This window comes from Mycolicibacterium helvum (assembly GCF_010731895.1).
GTDB lineage: Bacteria > Actinomycetota > Actinomycetes > Mycobacteriales > Mycobacteriaceae > Mycobacterium > Mycobacterium helvum.
In genome coordinates, this window is the sequence record NZ_AP022596.1 from 3,680,014 (window position 1) to 3,693,546 (window position 13,533).

General features: G+C 65.8%; 11 protein-coding genes. 6 read left to right on the forward strand and 5 right to left on the reverse strand.

All coding sequences use genetic code 11. The features are described 5' to 3' along the window. Positions 1-298 precede the first annotated feature (298 nt). The 3 genes from G6N38_RS17345 to G6N38_RS17355 all read left to right on the forward strand — a co-directional run bounded on the left by G6N38_RS17345 (position 299) and on the right by G6N38_RS17355 (position 4,132). Positions 299-1,087: a glycosyltransferase family 2 protein gene (locus tag G6N38_RS17345; RefSeq protein ID WP_246227275.1), complete on the forward strand. Its 789-nt coding sequence runs from the start codon at positions 299-301 to the stop codon at positions 1,085-1,087. A 152-nt stretch (positions 1,088-1,239) separates the two neighbouring features. Next, entirely contained in the window at positions 1,240-2,280 is a 1,041-nt protein-coding gene (locus tag G6N38_RS17350; protein WP_163749330.1) for a polysaccharide pyruvyl transferase family protein, read from the forward strand. Between the two features lie 115 nt (positions 2,281-2,395). Further along, positions 2,396-4,132, forward strand: a complete 1,737-nt coding sequence (locus G6N38_RS17355) for an FAD-dependent oxidoreductase (RefSeq protein ID WP_163749331.1) — start codon at positions 2,396-2,398, stop codon at positions 4,130-4,132. Here G6N38_RS17355 and G6N38_RS17360 read toward each other — a convergent pair. The 3 genes from G6N38_RS17360 to G6N38_RS17370 all read right to left on the reverse strand — a co-directional run bounded on the left by G6N38_RS17360 (position 4,129) and on the right by G6N38_RS17370 (position 7,535). Then, on the reverse strand, positions 4,129-6,492 hold the full coding sequence (locus G6N38_RS17360; RefSeq protein WP_163749332.1) for a glycoside hydrolase family 65 protein: 2,364 nt from the start codon (positions 6,490-6,492) through the stop codon (positions 4,129-4,131). The genes G6N38_RS17355 and G6N38_RS17360 overlap by 4 nt on opposite strands. Next, a complete protein-coding gene (locus G6N38_RS17365) occupies positions 6,489-7,268 on the reverse strand; it encodes a beta-phosphoglucomutase family hydrolase (RefSeq protein WP_163749333.1) in 780 nt (259 codons plus the stop codon). Before G6N38_RS17365 ends, G6N38_RS17360 begins: the two co-directional genes overlap by 4 nt. 123 nt (positions 7,269-7,391) lie before the next feature. Then, the gene (locus G6N38_RS17370) at positions 7,392-7,535 is read right to left on the reverse strand and encodes a hypothetical protein (protein WP_163749334.1); all 144 of its coding nucleotides are present in this window, start codon (positions 7,533-7,535) and stop codon (positions 7,392-7,394) included. Between the two features lie 63 nt (positions 7,536-7,598). Between G6N38_RS17370 and guaA the strand changes: the two genes are divergently transcribed. Beyond that, on the forward strand, positions 7,599-9,167 hold the full coding sequence (gene guaA / locus G6N38_RS17375) for a glutamine-hydrolyzing GMP synthase (protein ID WP_163749335.1): 1,569 nt from the start codon (positions 7,599-7,601) through the stop codon (positions 9,165-9,167). 5 nt (positions 9,168-9,172) lie between these two features. Here the strand turns inward: guaA and G6N38_RS17380 are convergent, their stop codons facing one another. Next, positions 9,173-10,057 carry a fructose bisphosphate aldolase gene (locus G6N38_RS17380; protein ID WP_163749336.1) on the reverse strand — a complete coding sequence of 295 codons (885 nt, stop codon included), beginning with the start codon at positions 10,055-10,057 and terminating at the stop codon, positions 9,173-9,175. 141 nt (positions 10,058-10,198) lie between these two features. Here G6N38_RS17380 and G6N38_RS17385 point away from each other — a divergent pair, with 141 nt between their 5' ends. Continuing rightward, the gene (locus G6N38_RS17385) at positions 10,199-10,885 is read left to right on the forward strand and encodes a DnaE2-dependent mutagenesis accessory factor ImuA' (RefSeq protein WP_163749337.1); all 687 of its coding nucleotides are present in this window, start codon (positions 10,199-10,201) and stop codon (positions 10,883-10,885) included. A 31-nt stretch (positions 10,886-10,916) separates the two neighbouring features. Beyond that, positions 10,917-12,473: a DNA polymerase Y family protein gene (locus G6N38_RS17390; protein ID WP_163752078.1), complete on the forward strand. Its 1,557-nt coding sequence runs from the start codon at positions 10,917-10,919 to the stop codon at positions 12,471-12,473. On the opposite strand, the gene G6N38_RS17395 is transcribed toward G6N38_RS17390, so the two are convergent. Beyond that, positions 12,464-13,465 (reverse strand): nucleoside hydrolase, encoded by a 1,002-nt coding sequence (locus tag G6N38_RS17395; protein WP_246228040.1) that lies wholly within the window; start codon positions 13,463-13,465, stop codon positions 12,464-12,466. The two genes, G6N38_RS17390 and G6N38_RS17395, sit on opposite strands and share 10 nt — an antisense overlap. Between the last annotated feature and the right edge of the window lie 68 nt (positions 13,466-13,533).

The window sequence follows — 13,533 nt, forward strand, 5'->3', positions numbered from 1 at the left end:
TCGACTCGAGCCGCAGGGCTCATCCGGCAGATTGCCGTGAATGTTTGACAGCGTTGAGCTAAGTCCGAATCGGCGTTGGCTAACGATCATGGGTCCGGCAATCGCCTTGTTTGGTGTCGGGCGCACCCCCTATACCGCTTAGCTGTTGTGGAGTAAAGCAAACGGCCTCCGATTAGGAAGAGGTACCCCAACATGGCCACAGCAAACTGTCCCTCCATCAGGTTGGCGGGGGCGGAGAGGCTTGGTTCTGTCCATGTCTAGAAGACCGCCGGTCGTTGCAGCTCTTCCGAACTACAACATGGGCGAACATCTGCGCAGACTTCTCCCGCAGGTATTGGCACAGAATTACGATGCCGTGTTTGTACTGGACGATGCTTCGACTGACCACACTGTCGATGTGGTGCGCGGCTTCGGCGACGAAGTGCGATTGGTTCGCAGCCGCGAAAACCAGGGCGCTGGAGCCAACCGAAATCAGATAATTGACCACGTGGCGGACGACGTGATCATCCATTTCGTTGACGCTGATATGGACTTGGAGACTCCCGAGACACCGCTGGTCGCCAGGGCACTCGTCGACCGTTACCGGGAGCGAGGAGTTGGCGCGATTGGCGGGCTGGTCAGCCGAAAAGACGGCACTCAGGAGCCCTTCAATTACGGCCCGGTGTTCTCGCTGTGGGGAAACACTGTTGCGGCGTCGTTGCCGGTGACGATCGATCGCTTAAGGGAGAAGCCGCGGCTCGCGGCCGCCATTGCGCGGGTAGGCGCACCAATGATGCGAGGTTGTCCCAACGTGCTCGAGCCACCCGCCGCGGAGCCGGCGTACTGGCTGCATGAAGGAAATATGCTCGTCCAGGCCAACTTCTTCAGGTTGGTGGGCGGTTATAACCCTATTCTGCGGTCACATGAAGCTCAGGATTTGGCAATACGTCTGGACAAAATTGGCGTCAAGCGACAGTTCGATCCGAGTATCAGGGTGATTCACCATCATATTGATGTTCGAGGCCGCAACCGCTCAAAATGGGAGTGGGCGGCGTTGCGCTACCTGATACGCGAGCACGGCGTATATCGCTTTCTGACCGACCACTAGCCACGCGGCGGTTCGGCACAATCCCGGCTGGTTTCAGTTTGAGCGCAACGTCTCTCGATGAGAGATCGTGTGCAACGGAGTACACGGAGAGATTGCTTGAGTCTGAACACACTAGGCCGCGATGGGATTGGCTGAACCTATATCATGTTGTCATGGTGGGAGCTGCGGAGCCTTTGGTCGGCTACCTGGGGTGGCACGGACGCGGCAACCTCGGCGATGACGCAATTTACGACGCCGTACGCGCTCAGGTTCCTGCAGCGAGATTCCTGGATGTACCGCGTTTCCCAATTGAGGTGATTGCATCGGTAGCAACGGGTTTGGATCGGACTCTGCGGCGAAGCGCACTCGTTGTGGGCGGTGGCACGCTCGTCGGAAGGCGTCCTTGGCGGAAGTGGGTCAGTCGAGCTATGGCGCTCAACCGCAATAGCGGAAGCTACGCGATTGGCGTCGGCGTTGAGGACCCGGGCTTTGTCGGACACAAGAGCGGCTCGGACAAGGACGAATTGAAGCGATGGCTACCAATACTTTCCGAGTTCAGTACCGTATCGGTGCGGGGACCCCGCAGCGCTGAACTCTTGTCTGATATCGGACTGAGCGTAGAAGTGTCCGGAGACCCGGCACTTCTCCTTCCGCGGCCCGATGTGGTTGCCGAAGATGGCCTGATCGGCGTGAATATCGGCTTCGGTGACGATCTTTGGGGCCACGATCCAGCAATGGTGGTCGAAGAGATGTCGAGGGCGGTCAGCCAACTCTCGGCACAGGGCTATCGGTTTGTTGGGATCCTCATGAATCGTGACGACAGGCGATGGACCGAAAGAGCGCTGAGGAACGTTCCGGCAGAAATTGTGCACCCGGCCGACGCGAGTGCCGCGGCGTCGGAGTTGGCTCGCTGTTCTGTGGTCATCGCGAGTCGGCTTCACGCAGGTATTTTGGCGGCGCTCTCAGAAACGCCGACCATCGTGCTGGAGTATCAACCGAAGTGTAGAGACTTTGCGCTGTCCATCGATGATGAGCGGTCGCTTATCCGCACCGACGAGGTCAACAGTGCCACCGTGGTCGACCGTGTCGGTAGCGCACTCGCGGATTCGGTGGCTATCAGAACCAAGACGCGTGCCATCGTCGCTCGGCTGCAACAACGGTTGAAAGCCGAATATGCGACCCTTGCGCGCGAGTTGGATGGGGACCGGGCCTGACCATCATGGGCCGCGTTATCCGAACCACGGGCACTCGGAAGTGGATTTCCAGGTTATTTCATGCTGCGGGGCCACCGCGCTTCCCAGGCATGGCCGGTGAGTCCATACTGTCCTGATGGAGCCGAATTTCGACGTTCTCATCATCGGTTCGGGTTTTGGCGGCAGCGTCAGCGCGCTGCGGCTCACCGAAAAGGGCTACCGAGTCGGCGTTCTGGAGGCCGGCCGCCGCTACGCCGACCACGAGTTCGCCAAGACCTCTTGGCGGTTGCGCGAGTTCCTGTGGGCGCCGCGGTTGGGGTGCTACGGCATCCAGCGGATCCACCTGTTGCGCAATGTGATGATCCTGGCCGGCGCGGGGGTGGGTGGCGGGTCGCTGAATTACGCCAACACCCTCTACGTGCCGCCCGACCCGTTCTTCAACGACAACCAGTGGAAGCACATCACCGACTGGCGCGCCGAGCTGATGCCGCACTACGACCAGGCGCAGCGGATGCTGGGTGTCGTCAAGAACCCAACCTTCACCGACGCTGACCGCATCATGAAAGAGGTTGCCGACGAGATGGGCGTTGGCGATACCTTCACGCCCACGCCGGTGGGGGTGTTCTTCGGCGTCGACGGCGAGAAGACTCCGGGCAAGACGGTGCCCGACCCGTACTTCGGCGGCGTGGGGCCGGCACGCACTGGGTGTATCGAGTGTGGCGAGTGCATGACGGGCTGTCGGCACGGCGCCAAGAACACGCTCGTCAAGAATTATCTCGGATTGGCGGAACGGGCTGGGGCACAGGTCATTCCGATGACCACCGTCACGGGTTTCGCGCAGCGTCCCGACGGAGTCTGGGAGATCCGCACGGCGCGCACCGGCCGCTGGGCCCGCAAGGATCGCCGGACGTTCACCGCGGGCCAGGTCGTACTGGCGGCGGGCACCTGGGGCACCCAACAGCTGTTGTTCAAGATGCGCGACACCGGCACCTTGCCCAAGCTGTCTGACAAGCTCGGGGTGCTGACCCGTACCAACTCGGAATCCATCGTGGGCGCCGGCCGCTTGGAAGCTCGCCCCGATCTCGACCTCACCCACGGTGTGGCGATCACGTCATCCATTCATCCCACGCCGGACACCCATGTCGAACCCTGCCGCTACGGTAAGGGATCCAACGCGATGGGACTGCTGCAGACCTTGATGACCGACGGCCCCGGCCCTGAGGGCAGCGATGTGCCGCGCTGGAAGCAGTTGTTCACCAACGCTTCGGAAGATCCGCGGGCCATGCTGCGGCTGCTGAGCCCGCGCCGCTGGAGCGAGCGCACCATGATCTCGTTGGTCATGCAGCATCTGGACAACTCGATCACCACCTACACCAAGCGTGGTGTGTTCGGGATGCGCCGGATGACCAGTAAGCAGGGTCACGGTCTGCCGAACCCGACCTGGATTCCGGCCGGTAACAAGGTGACTCGCCGCATTGCCGAGAAGATCGACGGCGTTGCCGGCGGAACCTGGGGGGAGCTGTTCAACATTCCGCTGACGGCGCACTTCCTCGGCGGCGCGGCGATCGGCGACAATCCCGAACATGGCGTCATCGACCCTTATCAGCGGGTGTACGGCTACCCGACGCTGCATGTGATGGACGGCGCGGCGGTCTCGGCCAACCTTGGCGTCAACCCGTCGCTGTCGATTACCGCCCAGGCTGAGCGGGCAACATCATTGTGGCCCAACAAAGATGAGGACGACCAACGGCCTGCTCAGGGGCAGCCCTACCGGCGGCTGGCGCCGATCGAACCGAAGAACCCGGTGGTTCCCACCGATGCACCCGGCGGGTTGCGTCGCCTGCCGATCGAACCGATCAACACCGGAGGCTAAGTCTCCGCGCGTTCGGTGCGCTGGCGTGGGGCGCGTCCGGGTGGCTGCTCAGGGCTGGGGAGCAGTGCCTTGCGGGTCCGCAGCGCAACCGTGGTGGATTCACGGGTGGTCAACTCGAGCTCGTCACCCGCATGTCGGATGGTGAGTTGGCCATTGGGCCCATCGCGCAGCGTATACGTCACGTCGCGGTGGTCTACCTCAGCGGCGAGTCGGTAGTTTCGCCAGTGCACTCCGAATTTGAGTCGTGAGATCCCTTCGGGCAGTTGCGGATCCAGCGACAGAATGTGCTCATCGTCGCGGAGGCCGCCGAAGCCGGCGACCAGCGCCGTCCACGTTCCGGCCAGCGACGCCATGTGCAGTCCGTCGCGGGTGTTGTGATGCAGGTCCCGCAGGTCGATCAGTGCCGCCTCCTGGGTGTAGGCATGAGCCAGCTCGAGGTGGCCGACCTCGGCGCACATGACGGCCTGGGTGCAGGCCGACAGCGACGAGTCGCGCACCGTGCGCCGCTCGTAATAGTCGACGTTGCGGGCCTTCTCGTCGTCGGTGAACTCGTGGCTGTGCCACTGCATCGCCAACACCAGGTCGGGCTGCTTGATCACCTGGGCGGGGTAGAGCCGGACGTAGGGCTGGTGCAGTAGCAACGGGTAGGTGGTGTCGGCGGTGAAGTCCCACTCCCGCAACCTGGTGAAACCCTCGCATTGCTGGTGCACACCCAGCTCCTGGTCGTAGGGGATGTGCACGCTGTCGGCCGCATCGCGCCAGGCGGTGGTCTCCTCGGTGCTGACGCCCATCGCGCAGGCGGCCTCCGCGTTGCGGTTACACGCGTCGACGGCCGTGCGAAGGTTGTGTGCGGCCATCAGATTGGTGAACACATTGTCGCGGACCACCGCGGTGTACTCGTCGGGTCCGGTGACGCCGTCGAGGTGCCAGACGCCGTCGCGGTCGTGGTGGCCCAGTGAGATCCACAGCCGCGCGGTTTCGACGAGAACCGCCAGCCCGCAATCATTTTCCAGCGAGTGGTCGCCGGTGACGGTCCGGTATCGTTCGAACGCCATCGCGATGTCGGCGTTGACATGCCAGGCCGCGGTGCCCGCGGGCCAGTAGGCCGAACACTCCTCGCCACGAATCGTCCGCCACGGGAAGGCGGCACCCTGCAGCTCCAGCTGCTCGGCCCGCTTCTTGGCGAGACCGAGGATCGAAGCGCGCCAACGCAGCGCGTCGGCGGCTGCCTCGGGCTTGGTGTAGGTCAGCACCGGCAGCACGAAACCTTCGGTGTCCCAGAATGCGTGGCCGTCATAACCGGGTCCGGTCAAGCCTTTGCCGGGGATCGCTCGTCGTTCGGCGCGAGCACTGGCCTGCAATACGTGGAACAGGCCGAATCGCACTGCCTGCTGACAGCCAGGGTCACCGTCGACCTCGACATCGGCACAATCCCAGTAATCGTCGAGATAGTCGCGCTGTGTCCGCAGCAGCCCCTCCCAGCCGGTGTAGCGGGCCCCGGCCAGGGCGCCGGCCACTTGGTCGTGCAGCGCGGGCCGCGACCGCAGGCTCGACCAGCCGTAGGACAGGAACTTCACGATGCGCAACTGCTGAGAAGGCCGCAGCCCGCAGATGACGGTGGTGCGGGCGAGGTTTTCGGTGGCCATGGCGTCGACTTCCACCCGGCCGGGTACCTCGACCAGATGATCCATCGCGGCGGCCATCATCAGCTTGCTCGCGCGGGTGCGGTGCACCAGCAGCGAACCGTCCTCGGTCGACTCGTGGTGGATCGGCTCCAGCGGGTGTTTCAACACGGCCGACACCCGAGGGTCATTGGACTGCTCGGGCTGATCCTCGTTGGCGACTAGTTCGGATTGCACAGTGACACGGGCGAATTCATCGACTGCCTCGACGATGTATTCGATGGCCACCACCGACCGCTGTACCAGCGATACCAACCGGGTCGAGACCAGGCTGATCTGCTTGCCCGCCGGCGAACGCCACCGCACCCGCCGGGCCAGTGTTCCTGCGCGCAGATCGAGAATCCGCTCGTGCTCGTCCAGGTCGCCGTAGCGCACGTCGAAAGGCTCGTCGTCGACCAGTAGCCGCAGAAGTTTGCCGTTGGTCACGTCGACGATCGTCTGGCCGTCTTCGGGATAGCCGAAGCCGGACTCGGCGTAGGGCAGTGGCCGGGTTTCGTAGAAGGAGTTCAGGTAGGTGCCGGGGATGCCGAAGGGTTCGCCCTCATCAAGGTTTCCGCGTAATCCGATGTGGCCGTTGGACAATGCGAACAGCGACTCCGACTGGGCCAACTGGTCGAGGTTCAGGTGGGTTTCCCGGACCTGCCACGGCTCGATCGGGAACGCGTCGCCGCTGATCATTGCTTCGCCAGTAATTGGGCGAGATCGGTGACAACGACGTCGGCGCCGTTGCGCCGCAACGCATCCGCCTGACCGAGGCGATCGAGTCCGACGACGAACCCGAAATTCCCGGCCCGGCCGGCAGCCACGCCCGCCAGGGCGTCCTCGAACACCGCCGCGTGCGCCGGCTCGACATCGAGCAACTCCGCGCCGCGCAGGTACGCGTCGGGTGCCGGCTTGCCGCGCAGGTGCTCGTCGCGGATCGTGATGCCGTCAACTCGCTGCTGTACCAGCTTGTCCAGCCCGGTGGTCTCGAGGATCTGGCGGGTATTCGCACTGGAGGACACCACCGCAGCGGGTATGCCCGCGGTGTGCACGGCCTCGAGGTAGCGCCGAGATCCCTCGAACACATCGACACCGTTCTTCTCCAAGAGCTGCTGGAACAGGGCGTTCTTGCGGTTACCCAATCCGTACACGGTTTCGGCGGTGTTCGGGTCGGACGGGTCGCCCTCGGGAAGCGCGATATCGCGGCTGGCCAGAAATGAGCGGACGCCGTCTTCGCGCGTCTTGCCGTCGATATAGGTGCGATAGTCAGCCACCCGGTCGAACGGCACGAAAGCGGTATGCGCCCGTTGCGCTCGCCACTCGAGATAGGCGTCGAACGTCCCTTTCCAGGCCCGGGTGTGCACCCGGGCGGTGTCGGTGAGCACACCGTCGAGGTCGAACAGGCAGGCCTTCACCCCGTCAGGCAGTCCCAGCACACGCCACCTCCTGTCGCTTCGTTCCTCGCTGTCCATTCCCGTTCTCGGCAGAGAACATGCCTCGGGCAGGAAGCTCTTATAGGTGGCTGCGCAGGTGATCTATCAGACCCCGGCGGGCGAGCGTTGCGGCACCCCTGATCTCCGACTGCGGGGAGCCCATCACCATGGCGCCACCGTGGATATAGCGCAGCGCAGTGCGGCGGGCACGGCGGCCAGCGCCTCGCGGGCGGACAGATAGCGGCGCAACGCCGATGCGGCCGCCGCGACGGCCGCGACTCCTGCGGCCGCTGGCAGGGCTTCCATCAGCAAAAGGCTACCTGCGGCTGCTGAGCGGGCCGGGCGATCCGGCGCACTAGACTGTGGCGCGTGACATCCCCATCGCCTCGTCCTGTATTGGTGGTCGACTTCGGCGCCCAGTACGCCCAGCTGATCGCCCGGCGAGTCCGGGAAGCCCGGGTTTTCTCCGAGGTCATCCCGCATACGGCGACCGTCGAGGAGATCAAGGCCAAAGATCCGCAGGCGATCGTGCTCTCCGGCGGCCCGTCCAGCGTGTACGCCGAAGGCGCCCCGCAGCTGGATCCGGCCGTGTTCGACCTCGACGTGCCGGTATTCGGCATCTGCTATGGCTTTCAGGCCATGGCCCAGGCGCTCGGTGGGACCGTCGCACATACGGGCACCAGCGAATACGGCCGCACCGAACTGGAACTCCTTGGCGGCGAACTGCATTCGGGCCTGCCCGGCACACAGCCGGTGTGGATGAGCCACGGTGATGCGGTGACCTCCGCGCCGGCGGGCTTCGAGGTGGTGGCCGTCAGTGCCGGCGCCCCGGTCGCCGCGTTTGAGAACCGGGCCCGTCGTCTGGCCGGGGTGCAGTATCACCCCGAGGTCATGCACACCCCGCACGGACAGCAGATCCTCAGCCGGTTCCTGCACGACTTTGCCGGGATCGGGGCCAGCTGGACGCCGGCCAACATCGCCGAGAGCCTGATCGGGCAGGTTCGCGAGCAGATCGGCGACGGCAAGGCGATCTGCGGGCTATCCGGCGGCGTGGATTCCGCGGTGGCTGCCGCGCTGGTGCAACGGGCCATCGGCGATCGCCTGACGTGTGTGTTCGTCGATCATGGACTGCTGCGTGCTGGTGAACGCGCACAGGTGCAACGAGATTTCGTGGCCGCCACCGGTGCCCGGCTGGTGACGGTGGATGCCGAGGGGCGCTTCTTGGAGGCCTTGTCCGGCGTGCACGACCCGGAAGGCAAGCGCAAGATCATCGGCCGCGAGTTCATTCGCGCCTTCGAGGGTTCGGTGCGAGACCTGTTGGCCGACGGTGACTCTGATGGTCACGCAGTGGAATTCCTGGTGCAGGGCACGCTGTATCCCGACGTTGTCGAGTCTGGGGGCGGAACCGGGACGGCAAACATCAAGAGCCACCACAATGTTGGCGGTCTGCCCGCGGATCTGAAGTTCAAGCTCGTCGAGCCGCTGCGGTCGCTGTTCAAAGATGAGGTGCGCGCAGTGGGCCGGGAGCTGGGCCTGCCGGAGGACATCGTTGCCCGCCAACCCTTCCCGGGGCCCGGGCTGGGTATCCGGATCGTCGGCGAGGTGACGGCGTCCCGGCTGGACACGCTGCGCCGTGCCGACCAGATCGCCCGCGAGGAGTTGACCTCAGCCGGTTTGGACAACCAGATCTGGCAGTGCCCGGTGGTGCTGTTGGCCGACGTCCGGTCGGTTGGTGTGCAGGGCGACGGGCGCACCTATGGCCATCCGATCGTGTTGCGGCCGGTGTCCAGTGAGGACGCGATGACCGCCGACTGGACGCGGGTGCCCTACGAGGTGCTGGAGCGCATCTCCACGCGCATCACCAACGAGGTGCCCGAGGTGAACCGGGTGGTGCTCGACATCACGAGCAAGCCACCCGGCACCATCGAGTGGGAGTGACGGCTTTAAGTCCTTGAGGCGGCGGCGATTTCGGTAATCGCCTCGTCCAGGGTCTTGTTGAATTCGTCGTCGCTCTGCTGGGCGGTCAGGCCCTCGGTCAGCGCCCGGGAGAAGCTGGCGATGACGCCGTGGTTGCGCGCCAGCCGCTCACAGGCGTCGGTGCGGTCGTAGCCGCCGGATAGCGCGACCACCCGCATCACCTTGGGATGCTCGACCAGCTCGCGGTACAGGTTGTCGGTGTCGGGCAGAGTGAGCTTGAGCATCACCTGCTGATCGTCGAGGGTATCCAGGTGGCGGAGGATCGCGGCCTTGAGCTGCTCCTCGGCCGCACCCTTTTCGGGGGAGTGGATGTCGACCTCGGGCTCGATGATCGGCACCAGTCCGGCGCCCAGGATCTGGCGGGCGACCTCGAACTGTTGGTCGACGACGGCCTCCAGACCACCGCCGGGCAGCTTGATGACCGAGCGCATCTTGGTGCCGAAGATGCCCTTGGCGACCGCACGGGACAGCAACTCGTCCAGGCCGTCGATGGGCTTCATCACCGCAGCGCCGTCCTCTTCAGCGGCTAGGCCCTTGTCGACCTTGAGGATCGGTACGACCTTCTTGACGTTCCACAGGTAGTCGGCGGTCGGACGGCCCTCGATCTCGCGGTCCATGGTCATCTCGAACAGGATCGCGGCGACGATCCGGTCGCCATCGAAACTCGGGCTGGTGATGATCCGGGTGCGCATCTGGTGCACCAGGTCGAACATCTGCTCGTCACCGGAGTACTCGTCCTCGGCGATGCCGTAGAGCTTCAGCGCCTTGGGGGTACTGCCGCCGCTCTGGTCCAGCGCGGCAATGAACCCTGCTCCGTGGGCGACCTTCTCAGCCTGTTCGGTGTTCGTCATGGCATGCATCGTGCCAGGTGCGTTTTCGGCCACATTCGGGGGAGCAACTCCCGCTTGACGGTGTCGGGGGGCAGGTGTTTACTCGTCGTGTCGAACATATATTCGAACATGGTGAACGGTGATCGCAGCTGGAGGTGGGCTATGACGGCGGCGATTGCCCTGGAAAAACGGCAGCTTGACCGCGCTGAACAGCTACAACAGCTCCGGCGCCAGATGGCTGCGGTGGCGGGGAAGGTTGGCGTAACCCGGCCTGTTACGGGTGTGTCGAATGAGGTTTTGCCGGCCTCGGAAAGTTTGCTACCGATCCCCGAATCGCTGGCCGGCCCGCTGCCGATGGGGTTGCCGCGGGGTGCGGTCGCGGTGGTGTCCGGGGCCCGCTCGCTACCGGTGAGCATGGCCGCGGCGGTGACGGCGGGCGGCGGGCATGTGGCCGTCGTCGGGCTGCCGGATTTCGGCCTGTTGGCCGCTGCGGAGATGGGCGCGGACCTGAGCCGGCTGGCGGTCATCCCTGACCCTGGCACCGATCCCGTCGAGGTGGCCGCGGTGCTGATGGATGGGATGGATCTGGTGGTGCTCGGCCTGGCCGGCCGGACGGTGACGGCTACCCGGGCGCGGGCAGTGGTGGCCAGGGCCCGGCAGAAAGGCTGCACCCTGCTGGTTGCGCGGGGGGACTGGCAGGGCGCGACGATGCGCCTGGACGCGCGGGTGAGCGGTTATGAGACCACCGCCGGTCACGGTGGCGCCCCGGTACCGGGTTCCGGGCGCCTCAGCCGGGTGCAGTTGTCCGTCCGGGTGCACGGTCGCGCGGCGCGGTCCAGGGTGAGCTGATGTGACCGGCCGGGTGCTGGCGATCTGGTGCATGGACTGGCCTGCCGTTGCCGCGGCTACGGCGGCCGGACTGCCAGCGACGGCACCGGTCGCGGTCACCCTGGCCAACCGGGTGATCGCCTGTTCGGCGGCTGCCCGGGCAGCCGGGGTGCGTCGTACGCTGCGCCGGCGCGAGGCGCAGGCCCGTTGTCCGCAGTTGCATGTGGTGACCGCTGACCCGGCTCGCGATGCCCGCTACTTCGAGGGGGTGACGGCGGCCGTCGACGAAGTGGTGCCCCGCGCCGAGGTGCTGCGGCCGGGGCTGCTGGTGTTGTCGGTCCGCGGCGCGGCCCGCTACTTCGGTTCCGAGCCTGCCGCCGCCGAGCGGTTGGTCGACGCCGTCGCCGCTGTGGGTGCCGAATGTCAGGTGGGGATTGCCGACCAGCTGCCGACGGCCGTCTTCGCCGCTCGTGCCGGCCGGATGATCGAGCCGGGTGGGGACGCCGCGTTTCTGTCGGGATTGTCCATCCGCCAGCTGTGTGGTGAACCCAGCTTGTCCGGTCCTGGCCGGGAGGAATTGGCTGATCTGTTGTGGCGCATGGGGATCCGCAACCTCGGCCAGTTCGCGGCGCTGTCCCGCAGTGATGTGACTTCCCGGTTCGGGGCTGACGCGACAGCCGCGCACCGCTTCGCTCGCGGCGAGCCGGTGCGCGGCCCGTCCGGCCGCGAGCCGGCGGCCGACCTTGATGCGGTACTGCACTGCGACCCGCCGGTCGACCGGGTCGACGCGGCCGCGTTCGCGGGCCGGACGCTGGCCAGCGCCCTGCACCGCAGCTTGGAGGCCGCAGGTGTGGGATGCACTCGACTGGCCATCCACGCCCTCACCGCGGGAGACAGTGAGCTGACCCGGGTATGGCGGTGCGCCGAGCCGCTGACCGAGGATGCCACCGCCGACCGGGTTCGCTGGCAGCTCGACGGCTGGCTCAATCGGCGCAACCCGGACGACCGGCCGAACTCGCCGGTGACGATGCTTCGGCTGCAGCCGGTGGAAGTTGTTTCCGCAGAAGCGCTTCAGCTGCCGTTGTGGGGTGGCATAGGGGAGGAGGGCCGATTGCGGGCCCGCCGTGCGCTGGTCCGGGTGCAGGGTCTACTGGGTCAGGAAGCCGTCCAGCTGCCGGTGTTGTCCGGCGGGCGCGGTCCCGCCGAACGCATCACCTTGACCCCACTTGGCGACGAGCTGGTGCCCAGGGCCGCCCCGGACCGGCCCTGGCCCGGTCAGCTGCCTGAGCCCGCCCCGGCGGTGATCCTTGATGACCCGGTGGAACTGCTTGACGCTCAGGGTAATCCGGTTCGGGTGACTGGGCGGGGGATGTTCACGGCCGAGCCGGCGCGGTTGGATGGTGCGGGTCACCACTACCGGGGTGCGTTGCGCTGGTGGGCGGGGCCGTGGTCGGTGGACGAGCGGTGGTGGGATTCCGGCGAGCAGTCCAGGGCCGGTCGGACGGCACGCGCCCAGGTGCTGGTGGACAACCAGCCCGGTGAGCTGGGATCTGCTCTGCTGCTGTGTTATCGGCAGCGGCGGTGGTACCTGGAAGGCGTCTACGAATGAGCCAGCGCGCGTGCGAACGGTCCGACCCGTTCGATGAACCGATCGAAGAACACCGCCGGGTCGACCCCGACGCCGACGTGCGCGTTGGATTCCCGGCCCCACCGCCGGCTCCAGTCGGCGATGGTCATGCCGCGGGTCAGCGTCCCGGTGAGCTCGACGCCGACCGTGGTCGCCCGGGTCTGGACCAGGCTGGGATCCAGGGCGACCGCCGCCGCCAGTGGGTCGTGCAGATGCGCCAGGAAACCCTCGCCCTGATCGAAATGGAACTCGAAGTAGAACCGCATCGCGTCCTCGAGCGCACGGATCAAGGAGTTGTCGGCGGTGGATCGCGTGCCCCGGGAATCGAGCACACTCATGGCGGTCGTGGTCGTCTCCGCCGCGCTTGCCAGGCGGCTGAGGATCGTCGGTGTCAGCATGATGTTCTCGGTCAGGTTCAGTCCACACACGATGGGAAGTTGATGTGACTGAATCACTTTGGCATCCGCGGCCCGTCCCCATGCGTCGAAGACTTCGGCCGCGGCCTCCGGGTCGACGCTGATGTTCCACTCGGCCACCGGGGTGGTGTTGCCGCGGTAGTCGAAGGAACCACCCATGATGACCAACCGTCGCAACAGCGACGGCAGGTTCGGTTCGTCGCGCACGGCCAGTGCGAGGTTGGTCAGCGGTCCGGTGACCAGCCCGATCAACTGACCGGGCTGGGCGTGGGCGGCGCGCACCCACGCCTCGGCCGAGTCGTATTCGGTGAGTTCTCGTTGGTGTGCCGGCAGTTCGGCATAACCGAGCCCGGCGGGACCGTGGGTGTCCTCCGCGGTGCGCAGTGCGGTGCTCAGCGGTTGATCGGCGCCCCGGGACACCGGAATGGGGCCGGCCTGGCACAGCTCGAGCAGCCCGAGGTTGTTGTGGCACACCTGATCCACCGCGACATTGCCACCGGTGGATGCGATTCCGACGAGGTCCGCGTCGGCGCTGGCCAACAGATACACCAGCGCCATCGCGTCGTCGACGCCGGTGTCCACATCGGCGAAAACGGGCAGCGCAATGGCTTGGTCTTCCCCGACGC

Excerpts from the sequence above, each read along its gene's own strand:
- G6N38_RS17345 (WP_246227275.1), top strand. The coding sequence starts at position 299 with ATGGGCGAACATCTGCGCAGACTTCTCCCGCAGGTATTGGCACAGAAT.
- G6N38_RS17350 (WP_163749330.1), top strand. The coding sequence starts at position 1,240 with ATGGTGGGAGCTGCGGAGCCTTTGGTCGGCTACCTGGGGTGGCACGGA.
- G6N38_RS17355 (WP_163749331.1), top strand. The coding sequence starts at position 2,396 with ATGGAGCCGAATTTCGACGTTCTCATCATCGGTTCGGGTTTTGGCGGC.
- G6N38_RS17360 (WP_163749332.1), bottom strand. The coding sequence starts at position 6,492 with ATGATCAGCGGCGACGCGTTCCCGATCGAGCCGTGGCAGGTCCGGGAA.
- G6N38_RS17365 (WP_163749333.1), bottom strand. The coding sequence starts at position 7,268 with ATGGACAGCGAGGAACGAAGCGACAGGAGGTGGCGTGTGCTGGGACTG.
- G6N38_RS17370 (WP_163749334.1), bottom strand. The coding sequence starts at position 7,535 with ATGGAAGCCCTGCCAGCGGCCGCAGGAGTCGCGGCCGTCGCGGCGGCC.
- G6N38_RS17380 (WP_163749336.1), bottom strand. The coding sequence starts at position 10,057 with ATGACGAACACCGAACAGGCTGAGAAGGTCGCCCACGGAGCAGGGTTC.
- G6N38_RS17385 (WP_163749337.1), top strand. The coding sequence starts at position 10,199 with ATGACGGCGGCGATTGCCCTGGAAAAACGGCAGCTTGACCGCGCTGAA.
- G6N38_RS17390 (WP_163752078.1), top strand. The coding sequence starts at position 10,917 with ATGGACTGGCCTGCCGTTGCCGCGGCTACGGCGGCCGGACTGCCAGCG.
- G6N38_RS17395 (WP_246228040.1), bottom strand. The coding sequence starts at position 13,465 with ATGGCGCTGGTGTATCTGTTGGCCAGCGCCGACGCGGACCTCGTCGGA.